The organism is Synergistes jonesii, assembly GCF_000712295.1.
In the GTDB taxonomy this organism is placed as follows: Bacteria; Synergistota; Synergistia; order Synergistales; family Synergistaceae; genus Synergistes; species Synergistes jonesii.
This window is the reverse complement of sequence record NZ_JMKI01000002.1, coordinates 1-25,945: the sequence shown is the minus strand read 5'-3', so window position 1 is coordinate 25,945 and position 25,945 is coordinate 1. Positions and strand designations below refer to the sequence as shown.

Genomic DNA, 25,945 nt, shown 5'->3' with positions numbered 1-25,945 from the left:
CATAAAAACGCGGGTCATGCTCTGCATGGCCCGCGTTTCTACATTCCGTGCGAATAATCGTTTATTCGTCGTGATCTTTTCCGTCGTTTCCGCCTTTGCCGGGAGCCGTCGCTTTCGTGTAGTTCTTTCTTTCCGTGAGGACCTTGCGGTCAGGCGACGCGTTTTGGTCTACTCGCTTTGCCATGATCTCGGCTACCGCGTCGGCGCTGCCCTCGGCCCCGAAGGCCTTGATGAAGCGCTCAGCCCAGTACTGCATCTCGTCGAGGATTCTGTCGATGATCGGCTGGGGTTCGGCGAGAATCATCTCGCAGAACGGCAGATTGAGCTTCTTGTAATCCCCGCTCTTTCTGCTCATGCCCTTCGCATCACCGGCCGCCACGATCTTTTCCCAGAGCTCCCTCGAGATGCCGCGGTCGTTTTCCTTCGTGTAGGTGCCGCCTTCGGTGATCGCGTTGCCGGTATCGGGATCCATCTTGATGCCGAAGTAGACGTTCTGGAAGAGCGTCGCGACGTTGCCTTTGCGGATGCCGTATTTGCGGAAGGTCGAGACCTTGTCGAGCGGCGTGCCGGAAATCCCGTGCTGCGCTATCGCTACGCCGAAGGGTGCGATAGCGTCGGCGATCTCCTTCGTGCGCTTGAGGTCGATGCCTTCCATCTGGCCGACCGCCGGGTCATAGGTACCGTGGAGGCTTCCGTTCGATATAGCGAGATAGTCGGGGAATATCTGCCACGCGTTCAGCCCGCCGATGTAATAGAGGGCTTCCTCTACCGTTGAAAGCTCGCCTGGGCCCTTGATCTCTCCGACTTCTACCTCGAGGCCGAGCTCCGTCGGCAGCCATCCCGCAAGGGCACGCGTAGCCGCGAAGTTCTCGTAGTCTTCGAGGTGCGACGCGTCGAGGGCGACGGAGGTGAATCCGTTGGCCGTTATCTTTGTTAGCTGCCCTACGGCCTTCAACACGTCGGCCTGCCCCTTGATCGCGTAATGGTCGACGTGGAGGCCGAAGACCGCTCCATGTCCGATCTCTTCCGAATATTTCAGCGCGTAATCCGGCGCGTTTTCGAAGGTCGTGCCGCAATATGTTGACTCTGATTTCGCGAGCTCGATGAGAATCGCGGCGTTGAGCTTCTTCGCCGCGCGCAGCGCCGCCTTTATGACGAGCGGATGGCGAGCGTTCGCCGCAAGGCAGATGGAATCGACTTCCCTGGCCGCCGCAGCTATATCACGCCCGCTGACCAGCCCCATCGCGCTGTCGCCGAAGCGTGCCTGCACGTTCAGCGGACGCTTTTTCAGCAGTTCCTGATACGCTTTGCTATTTACATCCATTGGAATCTCCTCCTGAGATTTTTATAGTAAGGTGCCTGTGCATTAATTGTAGCCCCTTTCATTCGATATTGCAAAGAAAAGAGCGCGAGCTATTTAAGTGAAATATTTATCTTTCTTTTCATTCTTATGTCAGTTCATCTTTGCCGCAGGCATTGGCAAGATCCGCTCGACAGAGGAGCGCTCCACGGTGAAAAATCTGAACGACGGCGCGCGCTCCGCTCTTGAGCTGATGAAACTGTAAAAGCCGCGGCTGGGAAAATTCGCCTTTATGCCGCCGCCCCGTCATGCGCTTTTCGCGCCGCGCGCCGGTCGCATTTTTTATTTTCATTTTCAAACGGCGCGCCGCGCCGCCGCTTTTTTGGTTTGCCTGCATAAGTGCGAGCAGAATCGCGGACGCTGCCCCAATTGTGCGGGCGAACATAGACGCTGTGAAAAATTCTCTCTAAAGTATGATAAAATACCGCATAAGCCGGTCAAGTCGTTTGCTTTTTTGCGGGAGGTGGGTTCATGTCGTTATCGATGCTTTGACGCGCTGGATTTGACGCGATGCACGTGCTGCATGGCTGCATGGACTCATACTTCGGCCTTTCCAAGAAATAACCGTCAGTATAAGCCCTACTCTTATAAGCGGGATAGTCAGGCGCCTCAGGCAGGAATTTGCGCTGCCTCGCGGCCGCGTGAATTCCTATATTTGTTGTCTGCGTTAAAAATAAATCTGCAAGGTGATAGATCATGAACGATATAGACGAGATATTTGAAGAAATGCGCGAAGGTGTGCGAAACGCGCCCGTCGCGGTGAAGGAGCTTAAAGAGGCGGGGCGTCCGATAGTCGGCACCTACTGCACCTTTACGCCGTGGGAGCTTATAAACGCGGCCGGCGGCATAGCGGTGTCGCTCTGCAGCACGAGCGAAAAGCCGATATCGGCGGCGGAGAAGCATCTGCCGCGCAACCTCTGCCCGCTCATCAAGTCGAGCTACGGCTTCGCCCTTACCGACACGTGCCCATATTTTCATTTCTGCGATATGGTAGTCGGCGAAACGACCTGCGACGGCAAGAAAAAAATGTACGAACTGCTGGACGCGCTGCGTCCCACCCACGTGATGCAGCTTCCTCAGACGACCGAACATACGAAGAGCCTTGAGCTGTGGAAGTACGAAATAATCAGATTGAAGGAAGTTTTAGAGGAGCGTTTCGACGTGCGTATCACAGACGAAAAATTATCCGCCTCCATCGCGCTGAGAAATTCGATAAACGCGGCTGCGCTGCGCTTCTATAATCTTTCGACGCTGCCGGACGCGGTGGTTACCGGCAAGGAGATAATGCTCGTGTCGGATTACCTCAAATTTACGTTCGACTATGAAAAGGCGGTCGCGAGCGTAAATGCTCTCACAGACAGGCTGCTGGAGAATTATATGGAGGGAAAGCGCCGCGTAAACGTCGCGACGCACCGCATACTCATTACCGGCTGTCCGATGGGCAAGTCTCTCGAAAAGGTAGTCGAAGCGATAGAGGCTCCCGAGTGCGCTTCGACGGTCGTCGGCTTCGAGAACTGCGGCAATTTGAAATGCGCTCATTACAAGGTCAGCGAGGATATCCCGCCGATCGACGCTCTGTCCGAAAAATATCTTTCGATTCCCTGCTCCGTCATGTCGCCGAATAAAGAGAGAATCAAACTGCTGCGGCACTATATCAAAAAATACCGCGCCGACGGCGTCGCAGAGGTGATCCTTCAGGCCTGCCACACCTATAGCGTAGAGTCTTATTCCGTCCGCACCGCGCTCGCCGGGGACGGAGCCCAGTACATAGCCGTTGAAACGGACTATTCGCAGGGAGACGTGGGGCAGCTTGCCACGAGGCTGGGCGCCTTCGCGGAGATGCTGTAAGATGCCGAACGTCGGAGTGGATATAGGCTCGACGGCGACGAAGGGCGCGCTCTGGAACGGGCGCAGCTTCATCTGCTGCATCACGCCTACGGGCTGGGCGCCGCGTGAGAGCGCGGCGAGGGCGGTGGCTCAGATAAAGAGGCGCGGGCGCATACCGCATGATCACGACGTACGCGTCACGGCGACGGGCTACGGAAGAAACGTGTTTTCTGCCGACCGGCGCGTGACCGAAATAACCTGCCACGCCGCCGGCGCCCACTACCTCGTGCCGACGGCGCGCACCGTGCTCGACATCGGCGGGCAGGATTCAAAGGTCATATCGCTCTATCCTGACGGAAGGGTCGCGGACTTTATGATGAACGACAAATGCGCCGCCGGCACCGGGAGATTTTTGCAGAACATGGCGGCGCATCTCGGCTGCACGCTCGCGGATTTCTGCGGTATACCAGAGGGGACGCCCCTGCAGCCGATAAGCAGCATGTGCACGGTCTTCGCCGAATCTGAGGTGATCGGTCTTCTGGCGCGCGGCGTGCCGAAGGAATCGATATGCCTCGGGCTGCTCGACTCAGTCGCGCAGAGGGCGGTGAATCTTTTATCGCGTATTTCAGAGAGCGGAGATATCTGCTTCACCGGCGGCTGCGCGCAGAACGAAACGCTCAGGGCCCTTATCGAAAAAAAGACCGGGCGAAGGGTGACGTCGCCGAAGCTCGCGCAGTACGCCGGAGCGATAGGAGCGGCGATAATCGGCGGCGGCATGCAGCGCGGCGATTAAGGGCCCGTCGCTCCGTACGGCGCCGCGCCGGTAGAAGAAGAGGGATCGGCAAAAAAAGGAGCCCGGCTCTTGCCGGACTCCGCTCCTATCGATGGTGGGCGATAGAAGAATTGAACTTCTGACCTCTTCCGTGTCAAGGAAGCGTTCTACCTCTGAACTAACCGCCCCTGCCTGACAGAAAAAAATTCTACAGCGGAAAGAGCTTTCTGTCAACTCTGTATCGGAAATTACGGTCGCATATGCAGGACAGACAGATCTTTTGTCTTACGCCCTTGCTTCCTGTATCTGCGCTGTGAGCGTGGCGGCAAGCATTATAACGCATCCTGTGATCTCGCGTGCCGTCAGGGATTCGCCTAAGAACAGAAAGCCTGCGAGCGCCGCGAATACTGACTCGGAAATAAGTATGATGCTTGCCTGGACAGGCGGCACGTATCGCTGAGCCGCCATCTGCATGGTGTATGCTACGCATGTTGATATGAGGCCTGAGTATATCAGCGGCTTCCAGGAAATGATTATTTCATTCAAGTGCGGCGTTTCCATGAGCAGAGCAAAGAACACAGATAAAACGGCGACAGCCGAGAATTGTATTGCAGATAATTTGAACGCGTCGTATTTTTGGGCGAAATGACCGCAGACGATGATATGCAGCGCCCAAAAAAGAGCCCCTGTCAGTGTCAGCGCGTCGCCGGGGGCTACAGAAAAGTCTTCTTTTACAGATATCAGATACAGCCCAACCGTACTTGCGGCAAGCGCCAGGAGTGTGGACCTTGAAGGTATCTTTCCAGCAAAGAGGCCAAAGAGAGGCACTATGACGATATACATAGCCGTTATGAAAGCGGATTTGCCTGCGGAGGTGAAGAGCAGTCCCGTCTGCTGAAGGGCTGTCCCTGCGAAGAGCACAGTCCCGCAGATGACACCGGGAACTAAGCAGGAACGCCAGTCATAGGCAAATGTATCGTTCGGCATAACATCTGTTTTTCTCATGCCCATAAATGCCGCGAAAGCTATGGTAAAAATAGAAGCTATGAAATATCTTGCCGCGCAGAAAGTAAATGGCCCTATATGTTCCATCCCCAATATCTGCGCTACGAAGGACGTACCCCATATGAACGCTACCAAAGAAAGCATCAGCAGCGCTGCGATGCGTCGGCTTTTCATTTTTATATAACACCTCTCAGATTTCAGATGTTGCCGGGTCAGGCTTTGAAGGTAAATGATATGCCCTTCGTCAGTTATTTTCAACTACGGCTATCTCTTTGGGAGTAAGCCCGTAGAGGCTGTAAACGAGGCGGTTGGCCTCCCTCTCGGCGTTGCGTATTTCTTCGGGCGGAGAGCCGTACTTCGCAGGAGGATTTTCTTCGTAGAGCGCGGAGAGCTTTTCGCCCATTTCGGCGATTCTGCTCGCGGCCTCCTTAGCCTTCGCGCTTTTGGGCGTCGCTATCGGGAGCTTTTCGAGTATCGAGGGACGGAGCTCGCAGTAATCGTTCAGCAGTGCGGGCGATATCATCCTGAAGACGAAATCGAGCAGAGAGGAATTCAACAGCGCGATCAGGAAGGGGTCGCCGCCCTCTATCACGCAGCATTTGTCGTTGGCGTAGACGCCGCGCCGGTCCGCCGCCGCGGAAATATTTCTGCATATGATCGGCAGGATGATTTTTTTATTGCGGAAGACGTCGTAGTAGCCGCACGGGCGGAGTTCCCACCAATAATCGCCGCGGTCGCGGCGCGCGGCGGCTTTCGCCTCGTAGCGTGCTAAGTGCGTCGCGAGCAGCGGGTGGTTTTTCGCGAGCCAGACGTAGCCGTCCGAAAAGCCGCTCATGCCGTCTGTGAAGCCCTTCGGCATGAAGATCAGATACCTTTTTTCCTGCGGAAGGTAATAGCGCTTTACGTCGCGCCCCGAGTAGAAGGGGACGATAAGCTCAGCCGAAGCCGGCTCTCTTTCGGATATTTCGCGCGCCTTTTCGGCGTCTAACACGAACGCTTCGTTCAGACCGGTGAGTATGCCCCTGTAGACCCTGCCGAAGCCGGAGCGCGAAAGAGGCGCATTTTCCTCCATGAGTTTCTGCACGAGCTGCTGCGCAGTGTTTTCGAGGATGCGCGCCGCCGGTCGGCCGCGCTCTTCCTTATCCTGCGCCTCCTCCTCGTCGAAGAGCGACGCGGGCGGCGCCTTCAGTTCGAGGGATGCGTCGACGGATTTCGCCGCGCCACTCTGCGGTTCTCTGAAAAAGAATATCGCAGATAAGGCGGTCGCCGCGCCTTTGAGCTCCTTCGGCCTTCCGAGATCCATTATGACGTAAGGCTTGTGGAAGGTGAAAAAATCCCTGAGCCCTTCGCCGTATTTCGTCTTCATCCATTTGTCGGAGACGAGCATTGCGGAAGATCCGCGCCCGGAGAGCATAGAGTAGGATTTTTCGACGTAGTAGCAGTAGACGTCGGAGTTGAAGCGCGAGGAGGAGTAGCCGAAGAGCAGAGGCTTTAGCGTGGAAAGCTGCCCGCCGCGCAGGTGCGGCGGGTTGGAAATTATCAGGTCGAATTTTACGTCGTCGAATATTCCGTCGACGAGGACGCTTCCCCATGCAAAGCGTTCTTCTGGCAGCTTCGCGCCGGGACATAGCGCCTTGAGCCTTGCCTTCAGGATGTCGACCGCAGCCTCGCTGCAGTCGGTGGCGAAGAGCGAGCTTTCGATGAAACGGCGCAGGAAAAAGTCTTCGTCGCTGTTCTGCCGCTGTGGGAGATATTTGTTCAGGCCGGCGCGCGCGGCCGCTACTTTTTTCGCAGCGGTCACGGCTATCTCTCCGCAGCCGGAGGCGATGTCGCAGAAGAGCATTGCGTCGAGCGCCGCGTCGATCTCCTTCGCCGCCTTCGCTATCGGCGTGTCGTCGAAGAGTATGGCGTCGTCGGAGAAATATCCGCCGAGCGCCGCCGGGGAGATACGGCAGGCCTTCATGAGGTAGTTTTTTATGCCCTCGACCGTCATCATCTCTAAGATCTCCTGAGGAATGACGACTCCGCGCCTTGCTGGCGAGAGCGCGAAGAGCGAAATGCTTCCTCCGCCTCCGGCCGGCACTATCGCGAGCAGCGCCGCGTCTGCGGATTCTTTTTTCATATAGGAGAGGATGAAATTCAGGCACTTTTTTTCAGAACGGAGAAGCTCCGCGCCGGGCGCGAGCTTTATCTGTAGGCAGTCGGCTTTCCCGTGCCCCTCGGCCGTCCTGTGCCGCGAGATCAGCCTGTAGGAGGATATCGTATCCTTCAGAACGGCGGGGATGTGCATGCCCGAACGTATCCACGCTTCGGCGGCCGAAGCCTTTGGGAAAAGCTCAGACATACGGGCCGAAAAACGTTCCGGGGAAAATGTTTCTTCCGATGATTCCCTCTTTATGACGAGCGCGTCGCAGTTCTGCATCATATCCCTCCCGCCTGTAATACAATACAAGATAATGATAATGCAAAAATTCGGATATTAACAGGGGCGGAAATCCGGACGTCCGCGTTCGGACGAAAATGGGCGGAAGATGCGCCTGCGCAGAGCGCGTTCAGCGCTGCCACGGCGCGGACGCGGGAAAATTTTCGCCGCAGAAGGATATCTCGTGGGTTTCCAGGTCGACCACCATGCCGTCACGGGCGGCGGTGACGTCGGTCCTTTCCGTGTCGAGATCCTCCAGGAAATGCCTCCCCTCCGGCGAAGTCATCATCGCGCCTAAGTGAGTGAAGACCGCGTTCTTCGCGTTAAGCTGCGAAAGCAGCTCCTTCGCCTCTTCTATCGAGATGTGGTCGAGGTGTTTTTTCCTGTCAGGGAAGGTCACGTTCATTGAGATAAATTCGCAGTTTTTATATCTCTGGGCGAACGAAGGCAGCATCCTGCTGTCGCTGATCATCCCCCATTCTGGCACGCCGGGCGCGCGGAAGATATAGCCGTAGCACTCGACGCCGTGGTGCAGGTGCTCGACCGCTTCGGCCGCGAGCCCGTTTCCTATGTCGATGACACTGCCGTCGCGCGGTATATGTATGCGTTCGGCGCGCCGCTGGGAATATTCCATTATGACGCGGTCGTCGCCGAAAAGCGCGTCGGAGGGCGCTATTATCGTTCCTTTTTTTTCGAAGCCCCCCTGCGTCATGCATTCGATCAGCACGTTCGCGTCGGTGCTGTGGTCGACGTGCTTATGCGTCAGCATTACAAAATCCAACTCGTCGGAGAGGAGCGTGGGGTTTGCCGCGCAGATATGCGCGAGGCTTCCCGGCCCGGGGTCGATTATGCCGCTGAGACCGCGGCAGCCGATCCAAATTCCTCCGGTGCCGCGCTGCTGCCTTATCATCGAGAAACGCCCGCCGCCCGTGCCTATATATCTTATGAAATTATCGGGATAAGAATTCTCCTTGCTCAACGTTCGCGCCTCACCATGTGTAGCCGCTGCGCCTCAGCTCGGCGCGCCGCTCCGCGTAATCGGGACACCAACGCGCGACGCGCAGCCAGAAGTCTTTAGAGTGATTCATCTCAAAAAAGTGACAAAGCTCATGTATCATCACATACTCCATCAGCGGAGGCGCCACGAGCGCGAGCCGCAGGCTGAAGGTTATACTGCCGGACGCCGAGCAGCTTCCCCAAAGCGTCCTGACGTTCTTTATGTTCACGCGCTTCGGTCCCGCGCCGATTCTCTTGCACCATGTGGGGAATTCCTCCTGCACGATGCTCCTCGTCTTGCGCGCGTAAAAAAATTCGAACGCGCTGCGCGCCGCGTCGGCATCGCCGAAGGGCGCCGAAATGAAAGCGCTGCCGTCGAAACGCAGAGGACCGTCGGAAATTTCCAGAGGATACAGCTCCCCGCGGCAGTAAAAGAGCTCTCCTGCGCGGTATTTGTGTCCGCCGCCGCGCTGCGCGGCGAGCTTTTCCTTCAGCGCTTCGATAGTCTCGTCGAAATTTCTCAGCAGGAGCGACTCGAGCTCTTTGCGCGAGACACGTTGCGGCGCGGCCGCAAAATAAACGCCGTCGTCTACGCCTACGGCGATATTTTTCCTTCTGGCGTTTCTCCTTATCTCGAAGCGGATGCCGTTCACGGCTATATAATCAGCGCCCATAGACATTATAATATATACATTCGGCGGGGTAGTAAAGCCGCGACGCGGTTTATTCCGCGCTAAAATGATTTTAACAGAGGAAAATAAGAATGGAAATTCGCAAACGCGGCTGCGGAGCGGGGAAGGGCGCTTACGGCGCGGCAAAGATAAAGAAAACGGCGGGGCTTTCCCGTGAGGCCTTTCTGCCTGTTTCGCGCGCGGATATGGACGTGCGCGGCTGGGACGAACTCGACGTCCTTATAATCACCGGCGACGCCTACGTCGACCATCCAAGCTTCGGGCATGCGATAATAGCGCGCTGGCTCGAGGCGCACGGCTTTCGCATCGGAATAATTTCGCAGCCTGACTGGCGCGGCACGGCGGACTTCCTCAGGATGGGGAGGCCGCGCCTCTGCGCGATGCTCTCCGCCGGGAATCTCGATTCGATGCTGAACCGCTACACGGCGGGAGGCAAAAAGCGCAGGGAGGACAGTTACGCGCCGGGCGGGGAAGCGGGACGCAGGCCCGATCGCGCGACGGTAGTCTATTCGAACAGAGTTCGCGAGCTGTGGGGCGATATACCTCTCGTCATTGGAGGCGTCGAGGCGAGCCTGCGCCGGCTCGCGCATTACGACTACTGGAGCGACGGCGTGCGCCGTTCGATGCTGACGGACAGCCGCGCGGACCTGCTCGTTTACGGTATGGGAGAGCTCGCCTCGCTCGAAATAGCGCGGAGGCTCTCCGACGGCGAAAGCGTCTCGTCGATGCGCGATATCCCCGGCACTTGCTGGAAGACTCACGACGCGAACGCGGCGAAAGATGCCGTCCCGCTGCCCTCCTTCGGTGAGGTGTCATCCGACAAGACAAAATTTGCCGAGGCGTTCAGATTATCCTACGGCGAGAACGACGCGCTGCGCGGGAAAAGGCTGATACAGGACCAGGGAGCGTGGCTCGTCGTTCAGAACAGGCCGGCGCGCCCCCTTTCGACCGGCGAGATGGACGCAGTATACGCCCTGCCTTACGCGCGCGCGTGGCATCCCGACTACGACGCGGCCGGCGGGGTGCCGGCGCTCAAAGAGGTTAAATTCAGCATAACGACGCATCGCGGCTGCTTCGGCGAGTGCGGCTTCTGCGCGATATCGTCGCATCAGGGACGCATAATACAGCGCCGCAGCGACGAATCGATAATAAAGGAAGCCGAACTGCTGACGCGCCTGCCCGATTTCAAAGGCTACATACACGACGTAGGGGGCCCGACAGCAAACTTCACGACTCCGCAGTGCGGGGACTCCCTCAGGCGCGGTGCATGTAAGGGACGCTCCTGTCTTTACCCGCGTCCCTGCGGTAAACTCCGCGCGAGCCATGAGGGCTACATCGCGCTACTGCGCAGGCTGCGCGCGCTGCCGCGCGTCAAAAAAGTTTTCATCCGCTCCGGTCTCCGCTACGACTATATACTCGCCGACAAAAAAAGTGCTTTCCTCGAAGAGCTCTGCCGCTGGCATATAAGCGGACAGCTGAAGATCGCGCCCGAGCACGTGAGCGCGAGCGTGCTGCGCTACATGCGCAAGCCTCCGCGCGAAGTGACCGAGGAATTCCTGAAAAAATACGCCGAAATAAACAAGAAGCTCGGCCTGAAGCAGTTCCTCGTGCCGTACTTCATCTCCGCCCATCCCGGCTCAACGCTCAAAGATGCGGTCGAGCTCGCCGAATTCATACGCGACAGCGGGCTGCACCCGGAGCAGGTGCAGGACTTCACGCCGACGCCAGGCTCTCTGTCGACCTGCATCTACCATACCGGCCTCGACCCTATGACGATGGAGAAGGTCTACGTGCCGAGGGGCGCCGAGGAGCGCAGGATGCAGCGCGCCCTGCTCCAGTACTGGATGCCGGAAAATAAAAATTACGTGCGCAAGGCTCTGATAAAGGCAGGAAGAAGAGATCTGATAGGACGCGGCCCTAAAGCGCTCGTAGATTAGAAAAACCGCCGCCGATCGCGCATATCGCGCAAAACGGCGGCATCTGTCCGCGTTCGGACAAAAAAATGGAGCGGAAGACGGGATTCGAACCCGCGACCCCAACCTTGGCAAGGTTGTGCTCTACCCCTGAGCTACTTCCGCGTCAATTTCCTAAAGTTGGTGGCGGGACCCAGAATTGAACTGGGGACACACGGATTTTCAGTCCGTTGCTCTACCAACTGAGCTATCCCGCCATCGCAGCGGCGAACAGTTAAATGGCGGAGCTGACGAGACTTGAACTCGCGACCTCCGGCGTGACAGGCCGGCGCTCTAACCAATTGAGCTACAGCTCCACTCGCTGTTCTAATGGTGGGCGGGATAGGTTTCGAACCTACGACCCTCTGCGTGTAAGGCAGATGCTCTCCCGCTGAGCTACCCGCCCAACAATCCACCGTCGTACCGCACCAGCGACAACGGAGTTAATTATACTTTTTTTTCTCGATATGTCAACCGTTCGGATTCTGCCGGCTTTCCAGCGCTTTCTAACCATCTCCCGTGCGTTTTTCCGCGTTGTCGGCACGGCGGAAGATACATTATAATAAAATGGCGGGCGTTGATTTTGCGCGTCTTTTATATGTCATAAAAATTTCTGTCGCGGGGAGCGGATGGGCATGGACGGCATCAAATGGATCGGGAACAATCTTCCTGATACGCAAGATAAGGAGCTCGGCATAATGTCGCTGGAGAATGTCTCGGCGGCGCGCGCCTTTCACGAGAGCTTCCCGCAGTATAAAAAAACTCCTCTTGCCGCGCTGAACGCCCTCGCGGAATTTTACGGCGTGAAAAATCTGTTCGTTAAGGACGAAAGCTTCCGCTTCGGCCTCAACGCCTTCAAAGTGCTCGGCGGCTCTTTTGCTATGGCGCGTTACATTTCAAAGCTCACGGGGCGCCCGATAGGAAGCCTTACTTACGACGCTCTCACTTCGCCAGGGCTGAAGAAAGAGATAGGCGAAATAACCTTCTTCAGCGCCACTGACGGAAACCACGGTCGCGGCGTAGCGTGGTCGGCGAAAACGCTTGGGCAGAAGGCCGTGATAATGATGCCGAAAGGCTCGCGCCGCCCCCGTTTCGAGAATATAAAAAGGGAAGGCGCGGCCGTCACGATAGAAGAATTGAATTATGACGGATGCGTGCGCAAAGCCGCTAAAAAGGCAGCCGAGACGCCTGGCGGAGTGCTCGTTCAGGACACCGCGTGGAAGGGCTACGAGGAGATCCCGTCGTGGATCATGCAGGGCTACGGCACGATGGCGCTCGAAGCCGACGAACAGTTCGCCGAAGCAGCCGGCGCGCAGCCGACGCACATATTCATCCAGGCAGGGGTCGGCTCTCTCGCCGGAGCCGTCGTCGGCTATTTTGCAAACAAATATCCGAACGATCCGCCGCTCTTCGTAGTCGTCGAGTCGGATCAGGCGGACTGCATTTACCGTTCGGCGCTTGCCGGAGACGGAGAGGTGCGCGCGGTCGGCGGAGAGATGCGCACGATAATGGCCGGGCTCGCCTGCGGAGAGCCGAGCATAACGTCGTGGCAGATATTGAAGGATAAGGCCTTCGCGTTCGTATCGATCCCAGACGAAGCAGCGTCGAACGGAGTACGCGTTCTCGGCGCGCCTCTGCCGGGCGACACGCGCGTTATATCTGGCGAATCGGGAGCCGCGACGGCCGGGCTGCTCCATTCGATAGCGACGGACGCGAAACTTGCGCCGCTCCGCGAAGAGCTGCAACTGGACAGAAATTCGCGCGTCCTGCTATTCTCGACGGAAGGAGCCACAGACCCGGATAGCTATCGCAGGATAGTGTGGGAGGGAGCGAAGGGTTATTAAGAGTGACGCGCGGGCGCGGGCAAAAAAATTTCCGTCTGTATCGCCGGGAAAACATTGCGAGGAACGGCCGACTGAAAAAACTATGGCGTATAGGCGACGGGCGATATAAGGCGTAAAATTTGTAAATAAAACTTACCAGAATAAATCTATATGCTATCTTACGAGCGTCTGACTTGCGTAGCTGTTTATTTAGATATATGATAAGTTAAAAATGTCCGGCGGTTACCGTTGCCGCGCCGAAGGTACATGTGCGTGCATAACGTTGCGTCTTTTTGTTGCGGTGACGGATAAAAGCCTGGATAGAAATTTGTGAAGGAATGTGTCCGCCGAAAAGTGCGTAGATGTCTTGCGAGGCGGCTTCGCTTAGCGCATTTATCGGCTTTTGTTGTAAAATAACTTAAAAAGATAGGCGAGTTTTATACGATGGCTGGGCTTTATAGATAATTTTTTTGAAAGGAAGGAGATTTTTATGAATCCTTATGAAGCACTGAAGGGATTTGCAATGAAACAATTCTTCAGCTATCTGGACAGAGATCCTGAGACGAACATTCCAAAGCTGCTGGATATGTTGGAGAAGCATGACAAGGATGGCAACGCCGTTACGCTGGAGACCAGGGGGGTCAGAAAGCTGATCTCGGACCCGAACAGCAACTGGTCGAAACTGCTGAAAAGCCTCTGGACGGACATCGACGCCGGGCAGCGCAGGATACTCGCGGCGAACGCGATCATAAACGGAACACTGATCGGCACGCCTAAGACGATGAAGTTGCAGGATAAATATCAGTGCAACATCCCTTGGACCATTCTGATCGACCCTACGTCGGCGTGCAATCTGCACTGCATCGGCTGCTGGGCGGCGGAGTACGGCAACAAGCTGGATCTCAGCTTCGAACAGCTGGACAGCATCATCAAACAGGGAAAAGATCTCGGCATTTATGTTTACCTCTACTCTGGAGGCGAGCCCCTCGTGCGCAAGGCCGACATCATCCGTCTCTGCGAGAAGCACAACGACTGCGCTTTCTTAGCGTTCACCAACGGCACGCTGATCGACGACGCCTTCGCCGACGAGATGCTCCGCGTCAAAAACTTTGTCCCCGCGTTCAGCGTCGAAGGCTTCGAAGAGGCGACGGATTCGCGCCGCGGCGAAGGGACTTACCGCAAGGTCATAGAAGCGATGGCGCGCCTGAAGGCCAGAAAACTGCTATTTGGCATCTCCTGCTGCTACACGAGCAAGAACGTCGAGGTCATAGGTAGCGAGGAGTACTTTGACGCGATGATAGATATGGGCGCAAAGTTCGCCTGGCTCTTTACATATATGCCTATCGGTGCGGACGCCGTGCCGGAACTTCTCGTCTCCGCCGAACAGCGCAAGTTCATGTTCGATCAAATCCACAAATTCCGCAGCACGAAGCCGATATTCACTATGGACTTCTGGAACGACGGCGACGCCGTCGGCGGATGCGTCGCTGGCGGACGCGGCTACTGCCACATCAACGCGAACGGCGACGTCGAGCCCTGCGCGTTTATCCACTATTCAGATTCCAACATAAAAGAGAAGCCTCTGCTCGACTGTTTCAGGTCGCCGCTCTTCATGGCCTATCGCAGGAATCAACCATTCAATGAGAATATGCTGCGCCCCTGTCCGGTGCTGGACAACCCAGGACGCCTTACCGATATGGTAGAGGAATCCGGAGCTCATTCCACGGACCTGAAGAGCCCCGAGAAGGCCTGCGACTACTGCAACCGCTGTGTTTTTACGGCGCAAAGGTGGGCGCTCGTAGCCGACGAGATATGGCAGTCGCTTCCCAACCGCTGGGGGGTCCAGAGGACGGGCAAAATGGCGAAGAAATCTTAGCGAGATTTTGCCTCGTCTGGCAGTAGCGCGAGGCCGCCAGACGAGAGGAAGAAGGATAAGAAAAACGCGGCCCGCAGTAAACCACGGCCGCGTTTTTATATTCAAGTGGTGTCAAGGAGGGGAAGGATGAGCTTTCGGCGGATGGGTTCCGCCGGTGGCTTGCTTCCGGCATGGAGACGGGGTCCGAAGCGGGGAGGGCGTATGACCGCGCGGCTCAGGAGTATTTCGCGCGAGGCTTCGAGAAGTATCTGGCAGAGGGCAGGGCGCCGTCTAAGGAGCTGCTGTCGGTCTTCCGGCGCTTCAAGCAGTGGTTGTGCGATATTTATAAGAGCCTGACGGAGCTGGACGTGGAACTGTCGGACGATATACGCGAGGTGTTCGACCGGATGCTGGCCACGGAGGAAGCGGTGGAGCGCCTGAAGGCGGAGCGGGAGATGGACGCGGCTATGGCCGCCCTGCCGGAGGGAGACGCTGAGAGCATGGGGGCCCCGCCGGATTTCGGCGACGATCCATACGAGGCGGCGAAGGAGTATATGCTTTCCGACTTGCTTGAGAAGCTGACGCCGGAGCGCAGGAAGGCTATGGCGGATCGCGCGGAGGAGCTGCGGCCGGAGATCACGCGCGCCGTAGTAGAGGAAGCGGGATTTCGGGCTATATCCGTTATGGAGGAGAACCCGGAGATGCGGCTTTCCGCGGACGCGGTGCTGGATGAGTTCGGCGAGAATGTGGTTTCCGCGATGCCGGAGGGGACGCTTGCGGAGAAGCCGGGAGAGGGCATGACGGATCTTTCCGTCGCGGCCAAAGCGCTGGGCTTTGAGTCGGCGAAGGATATGATAGACGCCGTGGCGGGGCGCAGGAGCGTAAGCTCTGAGATCGACGCGCGGGTGCGCGAGGCGATGGCGAATGAGTTCGCGGATGAGTCGGCGTCTTTCGAGGCGATGGACGCAGCGGCTGAGGCGGCTCTTTATGAAACGAACGACACAGGAGAGCGAATCGCCGCGGAAGCGGAAGTGGATTTTGCGGCAGCGTCCGAAGAAGTGCAGGCAGCCGAGGAAAGCGAAGCGGAGCCTGAATTCGCGGACGACGAGGAAGCAAGAGCCTATCACGAGGCTTTCCGCGATATCTTTGAGGCAGACGAAGCTGCGAAAGCTGAAAGGGAAGATCCGCGCTCAAGGAAGAACGTGATGGCCTGGATACGGGCAAACGGCGGTTTTTCTTACCGAGCTGTGGAAGCCGCCATAGGCAGGGAGCAGGCGAGGGAGCTTATAAAGAAGACCGGCCCGGGGCTGTTCAAGAAGGACGCAGCGCTCGGCCTTGATACGGCGGCGCAGGCGCTTAGCAGTATGGGCGTGTCGTTTGAGTCTGACGAAGCGCTGCTCAAGGTGCTGATGAAGGACTCCACAGTGCGGTCGCCTGTGGAGATAGCGGCAGCGGAAGCACGCAAAGAGACGATCCGGGAGTTTAAGGCAGAGTATAAGGTGCTGCGGGATAAGCTCAGGTCAGAAGCCCAGGAGGAAAAGAAGGAAGGGCGGGAAAAGCTTTCCGCACTCAGGAAGAAGCTGAAGGCGCAGTATGAGGAACGCACCGAGACGCTGCGCGATAAGTACCAGAAGATGACGGAGCGGCAGCGCGCGGAGTTCGATGAGCGAAAACAGCGGGAACGCGAACGCAAGAATGCCGCGCGCATGAAAAGGGCGCTTGAGAAGCAGACAGAAAAGAGCGTCAATAAGAAGGAGACCGCGGGGGCCGCACGTCTCGCCACCAGGAACACAGTGACCGCGATGACGGTGCAGAGGCTTTACGACGTCTCGGGCTGGGTGAAGGTGGAGAAAGAGAGCCGCGCGGAGGCGGATAAGGCGCTGCGGGCGCGCGACGAGGGGCGCTATAAGGGCGCGAAGCGCAAGGAGCTGTACGCGCATGAGATGGTGCGGGCCATGTATAAAGCGCGCGGACGGGCCGAGTATATCAGAAAGAAGCTGGCGGAGTATCAAGGGCGCGGGCGGAAGCGGACGTTCGGGATGACGCCGGAGTATCTGCGGCAGTTGGACGCGATGCTTTCGCGGCTCGACCTGGAACGGAGGAAGAATAAGGACAAGCTGGCGCTGAAGCCTGAGGATATGACGGAGCAGGCGAAGCCGCTGGATGAATTTATCAAGGAGCAGGCGGAGGACGGGACTCCCCTGCTGGTGCCTGAGTGGATGCTTTCCGCCGCCGAGTCGCACAAGTATGAGTCGCTGAGGATGGATGAGCTGGAGGAGGTTTATAAGGCGACTCAGAATATGGTGCAGGCGGGGCGCGACGAAAATAAGACTATCGCACTCGCCAAGAATGTGGATCTGGCGGGGATAGACGTGCAGGTGCTCGCGCGCGCGCAGGGGTATTACGGCAAGAAGAAGGTGCACGGCAAGACGGTCGTAGAGGTCGCTAAGGAGGACCCGAAACTGGCGGCGGATTTCATCGCGGATCTGGACACTGCCGAGGCTATGTGCAGAGCTCTTGACGGATATGAAGATTTCGGGCCGATGCAGGATTTCGTCTTCCGGCCGATACGCGAGGCGGTCTCCCGCGAGTACGCCGAGCTGAACAGGGTGTTCGGCGCTTTCCGCGACCTCAAGCTAAAGGTGTACGGCGGCGATTTCAGGGCCGATATGAAGAAGCGGGATATCGGCGTGCCGGAGTACCGGCGCGAGACGGATGAGAAGACGGGGAAGCCTTATTATGTCCAGACTGGAAGGATGAGCCTGTTCACGCAGGAGAATATCATCTGCGCGGCTTTCAATATGGGGAACGCGGATAATATCGCGCGCCTGAAGGACGGCTGGGGCTGGACGGACAAGGATATAGAGAGGATAAAGGATCAGCTGACGGAAAAGGACTGGCGGTATGTGCAGGGCGTGTGGGACCTGCTGGAGGAGATGTGGCCGAAGGTACGCAAGGTGCACGAGCTGCTGACGGGGACGACGATTGAGAAGGTGGAGGCTCAGAAGCTGCGGACTAAGTTCGGCGAGCTGCGCGGCGGCTATTATCCGATCGTCACCGATCTGCGCTATTCGGAGAGCGCGGCGGCGCAGAGCGAAAGGCAGGAGGTGATGGCGACGGCACCGCTGGATCACGCGCAGCGGTTCGCCAAGAACGGGCATAGGAAGGCGCGCGCGGAGAATGTGCTGGGGCGCCCTCCCCTGCTTTCGTTTACAGTGCTGGATAATCATGTAGCCAATGTGATTCACGATTACGAGCTTTCGCCGGCGGTCCGCGACGCAAGGAAGATACTGCGCCGCGACGCGGTGCGCAGCGTGATCAAGTCGGTGCTCGGCGAGAGGGGGCTGCGGAATTTCAACCACTGGCTGAACGACGTCGCCGCGAATACGAAGAATAACGGGGTCGCGCGAGGAAGCGGCGACCGGTTCGTGCAGGGGCTCAAGAGCAACACCGCGATGTTCGCTTTGGGCGCCAATCTGGGAGGCGCGCTGATGCAGCCTCTGGGGTATTTCCCGCTGGCGCACAGGATCGGCTTTGCGAATACTGCGATGGCGATCATGGACTGGCTGGCGCATCCGCAGGAGACGTTCGATTTCTGCCGGGAGCATTCGGCTTTTATGCGGGAGCAGCTGGACAACGGCAATTCCGAGGTGCGGAAGCTGCGGCAGAATTGGACGACGAACGACCACGGGATATCGAAGGCGGCGGATATGATGCTGTCGATTTATCCGTTTATGCAGAATATGTGCAACGCGCCGGGCTGGGTGCAGTGCTATAAGATGGGTCTGGCGAAGTACGGCGCGGAGGAGAAGGCTGTGGCTTACGCCGACAGCGTGATCCGACAGACGCAGAGCGCTTCGACTATCGCGGACCTGTCGACGTTCGAACGCTCGGGGACTATAGGGCAGATGGCGACGATGTTTTATTCCTGGTTCCGCGTTATGTACCAGATGCAGAACGAAGCGATCCGCAAGGTGAAGTATGAACACGGGCTGTTCAATAAGACGAAGGATCTGGCGAGCTATACGCTGTATGTGCTGATCGCGCAGAGTATAGCGGAGGCGCTGCTGCGCGGCTCCGGCCCAGATGCGGAGGATGACGATCCGATGTGGGCCTGGGCGAAGTGGACGGCGGGACGGCTGCTTTTGGCTCCGCTTTCGACGGTGCCGGTGGCGCGCGAGCTGGGGAATTTCGTCGACGCGGATTTTAAGTTCGGCGTGAAGATGTCACCGGTGCAGAGCGCGCTGGACAGCGTTGGACGCGCGGTCATGGTGGCGTATAAGCAGGGCGGGCGCGCGATGTCGGGCGAGGATGTGGAGTGGGGCAAGGCGGCGGAGGCCGCCGCGACTCTGGCCGGCTACCGGTTCGGGGTGCCGAACCGCGCGATGATCCGCGCAGCCGAAGCTTTCCTGCGCTATTTCAACGAGGATGAGTCTATACCGTGGCTGTATCTTACGCTGGGCGGGGGGTGGAGTGAGAAAAAAAGTGATGTGAAATTATGGCTTTTGTTTGGATTATATGTTATATTGTCAATACAATGTATTGGAGGTGTATAACATGGGCCAAACTACTTTGAGCGTCCGTATGGACAGCGAGGTGAAGAAGGAGTTCGACGCTTTTTGCGCGGAGGCGGGGATGAATTCTTCTGTTGCTATAAATCTGTTTGCGCGCAAGGTGGTGCGCGAATGGCGTATTCCGTTCGAGATTTCCGCCCCCAGGCCGAACGCCGAGACTAAGGCGGCGATGGATGAACTTTTGTCGGGCGGCGGCACTCGCTGCAAGGATATTGCCGAGATGTACAAGAGCATGGGCGTCGAACGATGAGGGAGATCGTCTATTCTTCGAGGTATAAGCGAGATTTGAAGCGGATGATCCGGCGCGGCGCGAATCTCGCCCTTCACGACGAGATCCTCGCGCTACTCGTTGCCGACGCTCCGCTGCCTGATAGGTATAGGGACCACGCGCTTGTCGGAGAGTGGAAGGGTTTTCGGGAGCTGCATATACGCCCCGACTGGCTGCTTGTTTACGCGAAAGAGGGGGATATGCTTTTGCTTTTAGCGGCTGCAGGGTCGCATGCGGATGTTTTCGAGTTATGACGAAGGGAGGCTTTTGAGCCCCTCTTTTTTATAGCATTTTACGAAATCGCCGTCCTTAGGGCGGCTTTTTTATTGAGTACGGGAAGGGGGTAAAGAAGAGCGGCCGTATGGGGGGCGGACTTCCCCCCGAAATATAGTTTCAAGCGCTTTCGCATTCGCGAGGGCGCTTTTTTGATTGCTTGAAAGGGGGAATCGCGCATGAGCGTGGAGAGCGCGACGAATAAGATCGTCTGCGTCGGGAACGGCCTTTCGAGGACCTGGTCGTTTCCTTTCGATCTACCCTCGGCCGCCGACATGCAGGTTTTTCTTACCGCTCCGGACGGTACGCCGGAGCGGCTGACCGGCGGGTACCGCGTGTCGGGGAAGACGCTGATCTATCCTGCAGACGCGTCGGCGGACGCTCTGCCTGCGGGGTATACGCTGACGCTGCGGCGCTGGGTGGCTTTCACACAGGGTACGAAGCTGCCGAACGACGGTGAGTTTTTGGCCGAGACGCTGGAGGGCGCCTATGACAATTTGGAGTACCAGATCCAGCAGCTGGCGGAAGTCGCGGGGCGCGCCATCACGGCGCCGGTGGACGATTCGCTTTCCGCAGAGGAGCTGGCGGCGCAGGTGGTGGAGAATCACGAGCGCTACGAGGAGATAGCGCAGAAGCACGGGGAGGCGCTTTCGGCGCGCGACGCGGCGCAGCGGTCGGCTTCGTCGGCCGTAAGTTCGGCCGACGCGGCGCTTTGGGCGAAGACGTCGGCGGAGATGAGCGCGGCGGCGGCGGAGACGGCTCTCACACGGCTTGAAGGGGGTATCGCGGCGGCCGGAGGGTTTGCGCAGGCCTTGTCTTCTTACGCGCAAACCGCTGCGGCCAGAGCGGACGAAATCGCCGCGAATCTCCGGGATTACAGAATGTTGTTCGACCCCATCGCCGTCAAAGACGGCCGAGACGTCTTGTCTTTGAGTTCCATGGCGTTTATTACGGACGGCGGCGGCTGTTATACGGATATGACGGGTTTCGGCAGGATTTTAGACGGCGTCCTGCAACTCACGGACTACGTGATGATACAGCTTTACGACGGCAGAAGCAGCATCGCCGACGTCTCGCTGATTCAGGACGGCGAAGACGCCGCGCTGTCGGTGGAAACCGTTTCGGACGGCGCGTATCTTGAGAGCGTTTTCGTCAATCTGACCTCCTTCCTTGACGGAGGCGGGAGCGAAATGGAGGCGGACACAGTATACGACGGCTGTCTGTCGTCGTTCGTCGGTATTGACGCGCAGGGGGGCCTCAACGACGGCGCCGCCGCCCTCCCCTATGGCTGGTACATGCTCAAAACCGACATCCTGAACGCTTTGAGGTCGAGCATAACGGATATTTCGAATGTGGACGAAGACGGATGCATCACCGTCACCGTCGGCTATGAAGCATAAACGTTTCGTAAAGGAGGTGAAAAAACATGGCTACAGCGTATAAACGCAGAATAGCGCCCGTGCCTCGCGGCGATTTTGTCGCAGGCACAGTGTATTCAAGACTCGACGTCGTCCGCTACGGCGCGAATTCCTACATCTGCCGCGTCGCCGCTTCTTCGTCGCGGTGGATAGACGCCGAATGGATGCTGCTCAACACGGACGGCACGAACAACAAACAGGGGACGATGCTTGTTTACACGACGGCGGCGGAACTGAAAGCAGACAGAACTCTTTCCGCCGGTATGACCGTGCAGCTTTTGGGCCGCAGCATAAAAGGCGACCATTACGCCGGCGTCTACGTCATCGAGAGCAACACCCACCCGCCATTTTACAGGGACGAAGACGACGTGCTACTGCTTTCCAGCGGCGCGATCGCCAGAAAGCTGTGCCGCGGGATCGTGATGGCAAATACGCGCGACGCAATAATGCAGGGAGCCGACGAATATACCGAGGGCAGTATTTTGGCCTGCGCGCTCAGTTATTACCTTAACAACGATAAGTTTTATTACGGTAATGACTATGTCGGGTCGAACGCGACCAACGTCGTCGCCTTGGGGCTGTCCGGGGGCAAGTATCAGATAGACTGTTCCAGCTATGTCGACCTCGTCACCAGCGGCGTTTTTTTTGACGCTTCAGTATACGCCGGCAACAGCGTGAACAGTTACGCCTCATGGGGTTATGATTGGACCGACCGCGCCGATTATTATAACGGCACGGCTTTCAATCTGCATCGTATAGCGGCGAACGACATAACCTATTATTGTCACGAGCGCGGTTGCTCTTACAAGCCGAACGCTGCGTGGAGCAATGTAAAAACAGGCGATATCGTATCCTACGACAACCACCCCGATAACGTAATGCTGTGGAACGAAATAGGACACGTCGCATTGGTGGTGGGAGTAGACGACGCAGGCGTAAAGGTAATAGACGTCGGCGACGATGTCGTGAGCTATAGGTATATGTCGGCGCAGGAAAAGGCGCAGGTGACCTATTTGGCGCGCCTGCCTCTAAGACGCGGCGCGGTGACGACGATCGCCTTCAGCGACAGGACGGAGTTTTATGCGTATCTGGCGACCTTCTGGGCGCTGCTATGTAAAAATCAGACCGTCAAAATAGCCTTCCAACTTGAAGGTATGACTGACGCGGTACTCGGCGGCAAATATCTGCGCTGTGAAATATTCAAGCACACGGAAAGAGACGGTTGGCTTCGCTTTTCAGGCTATTCGACCGGAACGCTCCCCGAAGGAGAATTTGACATCTTAGTCCCCATTCAGAATGAGGCGGTCACCGCGACGGCTTTGCAGAACCACGACAAATTTCTGGATACCTTGCGGAAAGTCGCCGCCGACGGTAATTAAAACAAGAGAAAACACATTAAGGAGGAACAATGTAATGACGACACCGACAAGAACTGCGGCTATGACCGCGCCGACGCGAGACACGCACGCCAACTGGACGGCCAACAATCCGATCGTCCCCGAGGGAGTGCTGTGCATCACAAAAGACCGCAACTATGCGGGCAGCACGGAGTATTTCATCGGAGACGGCGTCAATGTCTACAACAACCTGATGAAGTTCGGCGTTTCACCTGACAGCATAAATGCCGTCACCTCCATAGTTGAGAGGTTCTCTTATATCTATCCCATGAACCGCAACGGAATTTACCGCGGCAAGAATCTGGGCGTAACGGTGAGGTCGGTAAACGATATGGAGGCTTTCCTCACCGAACACGAGGTCGGCGCGGGCAGGTTCAAAAACCTGTTTCTCGGCGATTATTTCAAGATAGAGGACGGCACGTACAACCTCAACTGGACGATCGCCGGATTTGACACGCGATATCTATACGGCGATACGCCGATGGCCGCACACCATCTCGTCATGCTGCCGAAGGGCGCTTTGGGGACGGCACCGATGAACGGAACAAATACGACGGCAGGCGGCTATGCAGGCTCGCAAATGTGGACTACGACGATACCCGACAGGGTATCAAGGCTCGACTCGGTGCTCGGCACTCATCTGCTGACGGACAGGCGCTGGCTGAGCAACGCCGTCGATACAAACGCAGTGGCGGCAGGACTGCCGACCATGATGGGGGCGGCGAGCGCTTACGATGTCTATGACGTCCGAGCGACGCTGCTGAGCGAGGTAGAACTATTCGGCACAAAGATATTCGGTTCTTCTGGAGCGGATGTTTTAGACGCCAATCAAAGGTTGCCGCTGTTCAATTTTATCAATTTCAGACAGGTAGTAAACGGTACTTGGCTGAGAGACGTCGTTTCTACGACGCGCTTCGCCCGCTGCACCGGTTACGGCCTCTCGGCGCACGGCTCTGCAGAGAGCGCTTCCAACCTGTGTCTACAAATTTTACTCGGATAGCCGAAAAGGAGAAAGATTATGAGCGAAAGAACATGGGACGAAATAGAAAACGAGATTTATAGGCTGAAGCTCAGCCTCACGAGCAACGCCTCAGAAACGGGCGACTGGAAGATAGCCAAGTATAACGAGTACGTGGCCGCCGGACTCAACCCGCCGTTCGATATTGCGGCGTTCCACGCCGCGCGCGAGGCGATACGCGAAGAGATACGGGCGCTGGAAGCGGAGCTGGACGGGTAATAAGGGCGAAATGGAAGCCGATATGAAGGTCTTCCGCTGGCGGGAGCTTGCGGAGAAGTGGGGCCGGCAGACTGGATGTCCGCCGGCTTTGATTTTGGCGGTGATCGAGCAGGAGTCGGGCGGGGGCCCAGAGGCAACGCGGCACGAGCCGGAGTATATGGAAAGGTATGAGGCGCGCTGCCGCGAGATAGCCCATGCATGCGGCTTGTCCCTCGAGGATGTGGCCACGAGCTACGGGCTTATGCAGCTGATGCTGCCGCTGGCCTGGGGCTATATGGGGACTGCGGCCAGGAAGGACCCTGTCGCGGCGCTGCTTGATCCGGATCAGAATGTGCGCTTCGGCGCGGCGCATTTGGGCGTGCTGCTCCGCAAGGAGCTTGCGCGCCACAATGATGCGGTGCGCCTGGCGCTCGGAGCGGGCGGGGGGATCGACGCCGCGATCGTGCGCGCCGCCGCCGGCCGCTTCAATGGCGCTGGGAGCGGGAGCGCTTACGCGCGGAACGTCTGCGCGCTGTGGCGGCTGTATGAAGGGCGCTTGAAAGAGGCGTAGGCGTTGGGAGACCTAACGAAGGATTTCTCGCGGAAGGAGTTCCGCTGTAGGTGCGGAAGGAAAGATTGCGACGCGGCGCCGATCGACATGAAGCTGGTGACGGCTTTACAGGCGCTGAGGGATCTGATCGGCGTCCCCATCATCATCAATTCGGCGGTCAGATGCGTCCGGCACAACAGGCGCGTCGGCGGCGTGCGGAACAGCCGGCATCTGGAGGGCATAGCCGCCGATATTTACTGCCCGAAGCTTTCGCCGAAGGAATTTGCTAAGTTCGCCGCTATGATCCCAGAGTTCGACAAAGGCGGCATAGGCCTGTACGACTGGGGGATCCACGTGGACGTGCGCGGCAGGCGCGCGCGCTGGGATTACAGGGGGCGGTGAGGTGAGGTGAGCCAGCAGGAGGTAAAGGACGCGTTCGATTCGCTCAAGGCTATTTTCCTGCTCGTGATGCCGGGGCTGATCGCCGCCTGTATCACGTCTTCGGTGGATTTCCTGAGCAAGCACTGGCTGAAGGATAAGTTTATGTGGAACCGCTTCATCGTCGGCCATGTTTCGGACGTCACGCTCGGGGCGGCCGTCTATCTGGGGCTGTGCGAGTTAGGCGTGGGCGAGGCCGGGAGGCTGGCGGCGGTCTATGTCGCCGTCTCGGCCGGACGGCCGTGGGTAAGGCGCGTGATCGACGGGAGGCTGGGGCTGGACGACAAAGCCTGCAAGGGCTGTAAGGACGAAGGAAAGAGGGGCGTCGAATGAACAGGGTTTTTGTTTATCTGAACGGATTGCCGTGGACTAAGCCGATCGCGATTCTGACGTGGGCGGTGAATCTGCTGGTTTTCGTCGCCGCTTGGCTGTTTACGAAAGATATTCCCCCGAACGCCAAGGAGCTGGGCATTTATTTCGGCGGGGTCGTCTTCGCGGCGGCGGCCGGCAAGTCGGGCTATGAAGCCGTGCGAAGGCCGGCGCGCCCTAAAAGACGCGCGGACGATGAAAATGAGGGCGGTCTCTGACGGCCGGCGCCGGTGGGCGCTGCTCGCGGCGGCGGTTTTGCTGGCGGCCGCCGGGTGGTATCTGTGGCGGTGGGGGCAGGCGCGGATCTACGGCGTAGACGGAACGACGCGGCCGCCTGTGGAGACGGCCGCCGTTGACGACGCCGCCGAAAGGCTGAAAAGCGTTATTGAGAAGGCCCAAAGTGAGAGAAATAGATTGCCGGAGGTGGTTGAAAGTGCGAAAAATGTTATTAGGCGCGATGTCGGCCGGCTTGATGATTCTGACGTCGCTGTCCGCTGGAACGACCTGCTGGGGCGATACAGGGAAGATAGAACTGCGGCCGAAGGGATATCTGCTGACAGATGAGGCGTATGTCGTTCCGCTCGCCGACGGGCGCGACACTGTGGAGATGCTGGAGTCTCAGGCGGCGGAGATAGGAGCTCTCAGGAGGTATGTATCTTCACAGGACAGGATAGTCGATACCGTCAGCGCCGACATTGCGGCCCTGGAGGCCGCCAGGATGCGGRAGCGCGAAGCGTG

At 57.7% G+C, this 25,945-nt stretch carries 23 protein-coding genes and 5 tRNA genes; 18 read left to right on the top strand and 10 right to left on the bottom strand.

The window, feature by feature from the left end:
• Nucleotides 1-61 precede the first annotated feature (61 nt).
• Nucleotides 62-1,324 (bottom strand): class II fructose-bisphosphate aldolase, encoded by a 1,263-nt coding sequence (locus tag EH55_RS00145; RefSeq protein WP_037973934.1) that lies wholly within the window; start codon nucleotides 1,322-1,324, stop codon nucleotides 62-64.
• A gap of 97 nt (nucleotides 1,325-1,421) precedes the next feature.
• Here EH55_RS00145 and EH55_RS14310 point away from each other — a divergent pair, with 97 nt between their 5' ends.
• The 3 genes from EH55_RS14310 (at nucleotide 1,422) to EH55_RS00130 (ending at nucleotide 3,980) form a co-directional block, all read left to right on the top strand.
• Entirely contained in the window at nucleotides 1,422-1,565 is a 144-nt protein-coding gene (locus EH55_RS14310; protein ID WP_160170710.1) for a hypothetical protein, read from the top strand.
• A 491-nt stretch (nucleotides 1,566-2,056) separates the two neighbouring features.
• Nucleotides 2,057-3,208, top strand: a complete 1,152-nt coding sequence (locus EH55_RS00135) for a double-cubane-cluster-containing anaerobic reductase (protein WP_037973930.1) — start codon at nucleotides 2,057-2,059, stop codon at nucleotides 3,206-3,208.
• 1 nt (nucleotide 3,209) lies between these two features.
• Nucleotides 3,210-3,980, top strand: coding sequence for an acyl-CoA dehydratase activase (locus EH55_RS00130; protein ID WP_037973928.1), 771 nt, complete (start codon nucleotides 3,210-3,212; stop codon nucleotides 3,978-3,980).
• Between the two features lie 92 nt (nucleotides 3,981-4,072).
• On the opposite strand, the gene EH55_RS00125 is transcribed toward EH55_RS00130, so the two are convergent.
• From EH55_RS00125 to EH55_RS00105, 5 genes are all read right to left on the bottom strand, one after another.
• Nucleotides 4,073-4,147: transfer RNA gene (locus EH55_RS00125), tRNA-Val, on the bottom strand.
• Nucleotides 4,148-4,244: 97 nt separating this feature from the next.
• A complete protein-coding gene (locus EH55_RS00120) occupies nucleotides 4,245-5,138 on the bottom strand; it encodes a DMT family transporter (RefSeq protein ID WP_037974094.1) in 894 nt (297 codons plus the stop codon).
• A gap of 70 nt (nucleotides 5,139-5,208) precedes the next feature.
• Nucleotides 5,209-7,389, bottom strand: coding sequence for an Eco57I restriction-modification methylase domain-containing protein (locus tag EH55_RS00115; protein ID WP_037973926.1), 2,181 nt, complete (start codon nucleotides 7,387-7,389; stop codon nucleotides 5,209-5,211).
• Between the two features lie 127 nt (nucleotides 7,390-7,516).
• Nucleotides 7,517-8,365: an MBL fold metallo-hydrolase gene (locus tag EH55_RS00110; protein WP_051682487.1), complete on the bottom strand. Its 849-nt coding sequence runs from the start codon at nucleotides 8,363-8,365 to the stop codon at nucleotides 7,517-7,519.
• Nucleotides 8,366-8,375: 10 nt separating this feature from the next.
• On the bottom strand, nucleotides 8,376-9,062 hold the full coding sequence (locus tag EH55_RS00105; protein ID WP_037973924.1) for a M48 family metallopeptidase: 687 nt from the start codon (nucleotides 9,060-9,062) through the stop codon (nucleotides 8,376-8,378).
• Nucleotides 9,063-9,145: 83 nt separating this feature from the next.
• On the opposite strand from EH55_RS00105, the gene EH55_RS00100 reads away from it, so the two are divergent.
• Nucleotides 9,146-11,011: a YgiQ family radical SAM protein gene (locus tag EH55_RS00100; RefSeq protein WP_081839363.1), complete on the top strand. Its 1,866-nt coding sequence runs from the start codon at nucleotides 9,146-9,148 to the stop codon at nucleotides 11,009-11,011.
• A gap of 66 nt (nucleotides 11,012-11,077) precedes the next feature.
• On the opposite strand, the gene EH55_RS00095 is transcribed toward EH55_RS00100, so the two are convergent.
• The 4 genes from EH55_RS00095 to EH55_RS00080 all read right to left on the bottom strand — a co-directional run bounded on the left by EH55_RS00095 (nucleotide 11,078) and on the right by EH55_RS00080 (nucleotide 11,432).
• A tRNA-Gly gene (locus EH55_RS00095) sits at nucleotides 11,078-11,152 on the bottom strand.
• Nucleotides 11,153-11,168: 16 nt separating this feature from the next.
• A tRNA-Phe gene (locus EH55_RS00090) sits at nucleotides 11,169-11,244 on the bottom strand.
• Nucleotides 11,245-11,266: 22 nt separating this feature from the next.
• Nucleotides 11,267-11,343 (bottom strand) — tRNA-Asp (locus EH55_RS00085).
• A 14-nt stretch (nucleotides 11,344-11,357) separates the two neighbouring features.
• Nucleotides 11,358-11,432, bottom strand: a tRNA-Val gene (locus EH55_RS00080).
• A 229-nt stretch (nucleotides 11,433-11,661) separates the two neighbouring features.
• Between EH55_RS00080 and dpaL the strand changes: the two genes are divergently transcribed.
• The 14 genes from dpaL to EH55_RS14630 all read left to right on the top strand — a co-directional run.
• Nucleotides 11,662-12,870 carry a diaminopropionate ammonia-lyase gene (gene dpaL, locus EH55_RS00075; protein ID WP_037973922.1) on the top strand — a complete coding sequence of 403 codons (1,209 nt, stop codon included), beginning with the start codon at nucleotides 11,662-11,664 and terminating at the stop codon, nucleotides 12,868-12,870.
• 469 nt (nucleotides 12,871-13,339) lie between these two features.
• The gene (locus EH55_RS00070) at nucleotides 13,340-14,725 is read left to right on the top strand and encodes a radical SAM protein (protein ID WP_037973920.1); all 1,386 of its coding nucleotides are present in this window, start codon (nucleotides 13,340-13,342) and stop codon (nucleotides 14,723-14,725) included.
• A 170-nt stretch (nucleotides 14,726-14,895) separates the two neighbouring features.
• Entirely contained in the window at nucleotides 14,896-19,260 is a 4,365-nt protein-coding gene (locus EH55_RS00065; protein ID WP_037973919.1) for a hypothetical protein, read from the top strand.
• A gap of 1 nt (nucleotide 19,261) precedes the next feature.
• Nucleotides 19,262-19,528, top strand: coding sequence for a type II toxin-antitoxin system RelB/DinJ family antitoxin (locus tag EH55_RS00060; protein WP_037973916.1), 267 nt, complete (start codon nucleotides 19,262-19,264; stop codon nucleotides 19,526-19,528).
• Nucleotides 19,525-19,800 (top strand): type II toxin-antitoxin system RelE/ParE family toxin, encoded by a 276-nt coding sequence (locus tag EH55_RS00055; RefSeq protein WP_037973915.1) that lies wholly within the window; start codon nucleotides 19,525-19,527, stop codon nucleotides 19,798-19,800. Before EH55_RS00060 ends, EH55_RS00055 begins: the two co-directional genes overlap by 4 nt.
• Before the next feature lie 198 nt (nucleotides 19,801-19,998).
• On the top strand, nucleotides 19,999-21,219 hold the full coding sequence (locus EH55_RS00050; RefSeq protein ID WP_037973913.1) for a hypothetical protein: 1,221 nt from the start codon (nucleotides 19,999-20,001) through the stop codon (nucleotides 21,217-21,219).
• Between the two features lie 26 nt (nucleotides 21,220-21,245).
• Nucleotides 21,246-22,616, top strand: a complete 1,371-nt coding sequence (locus EH55_RS00045; protein WP_037973910.1) for a hypothetical protein — start codon at nucleotides 21,246-21,248, stop codon at nucleotides 22,614-22,616.
• A gap of 34 nt (nucleotides 22,617-22,650) precedes the next feature.
• Nucleotides 22,651-23,634 (top strand): hypothetical protein, encoded by a 984-nt coding sequence (locus EH55_RS13175; RefSeq protein ID WP_051682486.1) that lies wholly within the window; start codon nucleotides 22,651-22,653, stop codon nucleotides 23,632-23,634.
• 18 nt (nucleotides 23,635-23,652) lie between these two features.
• Nucleotides 23,653-23,871 carry a hypothetical protein gene (locus tag EH55_RS00035; protein WP_037973908.1) on the top strand — a complete coding sequence of 73 codons (219 nt, stop codon included), beginning with the start codon at nucleotides 23,653-23,655 and terminating at the stop codon, nucleotides 23,869-23,871.
• 10 nt (nucleotides 23,872-23,881) lie between these two features.
• Complete coding sequence (locus EH55_RS00030) at nucleotides 23,882-24,421, top strand: lytic transglycosylase domain-containing protein (protein WP_037973906.1); 540 nt, start codon at nucleotides 23,882-23,884, stop codon at nucleotides 24,419-24,421.
• A gap of 3 nt (nucleotides 24,422-24,424) precedes the next feature.
• The gene (locus tag EH55_RS00025; RefSeq protein ID WP_037973903.1) at nucleotides 24,425-24,802 is read left to right on the top strand and encodes a D-Ala-D-Ala carboxypeptidase family metallohydrolase; all 378 of its coding nucleotides are present in this window, start codon (nucleotides 24,425-24,427) and stop codon (nucleotides 24,800-24,802) included.
• 6 nt (nucleotides 24,803-24,808) lie between these two features.
• On the top strand, nucleotides 24,809-25,171 hold the full coding sequence (locus tag EH55_RS00020; protein ID WP_037973902.1) for a hypothetical protein: 363 nt from the start codon (nucleotides 24,809-24,811) through the stop codon (nucleotides 25,169-25,171).
• A complete protein-coding gene (locus EH55_RS00015; protein ID WP_037973899.1) occupies nucleotides 25,168-25,425 on the top strand; it encodes a hypothetical protein in 258 nt (85 codons plus the stop codon). Before EH55_RS00020 ends, EH55_RS00015 begins: the two co-directional genes overlap by 4 nt.
• Before the next feature lie 215 nt (nucleotides 25,426-25,640).
• A partial coding sequence (locus EH55_RS14630) for a hypothetical protein (protein WP_236617051.1) occupies nucleotides 25,641-25,945 on the top strand: 305 nt, incomplete at its 3' end.

Excerpts from the sequence above, each read along its gene's own strand:
- EH55_RS00135 (WP_037973930.1), top strand. The coding sequence starts at position 2,057 with ATGAACGATATAGACGAGATATTTGAAGAAATGCGCGAAGGTGTGCGA.
- EH55_RS00035 (WP_037973908.1), top strand. The coding sequence starts at position 23,653 with ATGAGCGAAAGAACATGGGACGAAATAGAAAACGAGATTTATAGGCTG.
- EH55_RS00015 (WP_037973899.1), top strand. The coding sequence starts at position 25,168 with ATGAACAGGGTTTTTGTTTATCTGAACGGATTGCCGTGGACTAAGCCG.
- EH55_RS00065 (WP_037973919.1), top strand. The coding sequence starts at position 14,896 with ATGGAGACGGGGTCCGAAGCGGGGAGGGCGTATGACCGCGCGGCTCAG.
- EH55_RS00060 (WP_037973916.1), top strand. The coding sequence starts at position 19,262 with ATGGGCCAAACTACTTTGAGCGTCCGTATGGACAGCGAGGTGAAGAAG.
- EH55_RS00045 (WP_037973910.1), top strand. The coding sequence starts at position 21,246 with ATGGCTACAGCGTATAAACGCAGAATAGCGCCCGTGCCTCGCGGCGAT.
- EH55_RS00050 (WP_037973913.1), top strand. The coding sequence starts at position 19,999 with ATGAGCGTGGAGAGCGCGACGAATAAGATCGTCTGCGTCGGGAACGGC.
- EH55_RS00030 (WP_037973906.1), top strand. The coding sequence starts at position 23,882 with ATGGAAGCCGATATGAAGGTCTTCCGCTGGCGGGAGCTTGCGGAGAAG.
- EH55_RS00100 (WP_081839363.1), top strand. The coding sequence starts at position 9,146 with ATGGAAATTCGCAAACGCGGCTGCGGAGCGGGGAAGGGCGCTTACGGC.
- EH55_RS13175 (WP_051682486.1), top strand. The coding sequence starts at position 22,651 with ATGACGACACCGACAAGAACTGCGGCTATGACCGCGCCGACGCGAGAC.
- dpaL (WP_037973922.1), top strand. The coding sequence starts at position 11,662 with ATGGACGGCATCAAATGGATCGGGAACAATCTTCCTGATACGCAAGAT.
- EH55_RS00055 (WP_037973915.1), top strand. The coding sequence starts at position 19,525 with ATGAGGGAGATCGTCTATTCTTCGAGGTATAAGCGAGATTTGAAGCGG.
- EH55_RS00105 (WP_037973924.1), bottom strand. The coding sequence starts at position 9,062 with ATGTCTATGGGCGCTGATTATATAGCCGTGAACGGCATCCGCTTCGAG.
- EH55_RS00130 (WP_037973928.1), top strand. The coding sequence starts at position 3,210 with ATGCCGAACGTCGGAGTGGATATAGGCTCGACGGCGACGAAGGGCGCG.
- EH55_RS00145 (WP_037973934.1), bottom strand. The coding sequence starts at position 1,324 with ATGGATGTAAATAGCAAAGCGTATCAGGAACTGCTGAAAAAGCGTCCG.
- EH55_RS00120 (WP_037974094.1), bottom strand. The coding sequence starts at position 5,138 with ATGAAAAGCCGACGCATCGCAGCGCTGCTGATGCTTTCTTTGGTAGCG.
- EH55_RS00115 (WP_037973926.1), bottom strand. The coding sequence starts at position 7,389 with ATGATGCAGAACTGCGACGCGCTCGTCATAAAGAGGGAATCATCGGAA.
- EH55_RS00070 (WP_037973920.1), top strand. The coding sequence starts at position 13,340 with ATGAATCCTTATGAAGCACTGAAGGGATTTGCAATGAAACAATTCTTC.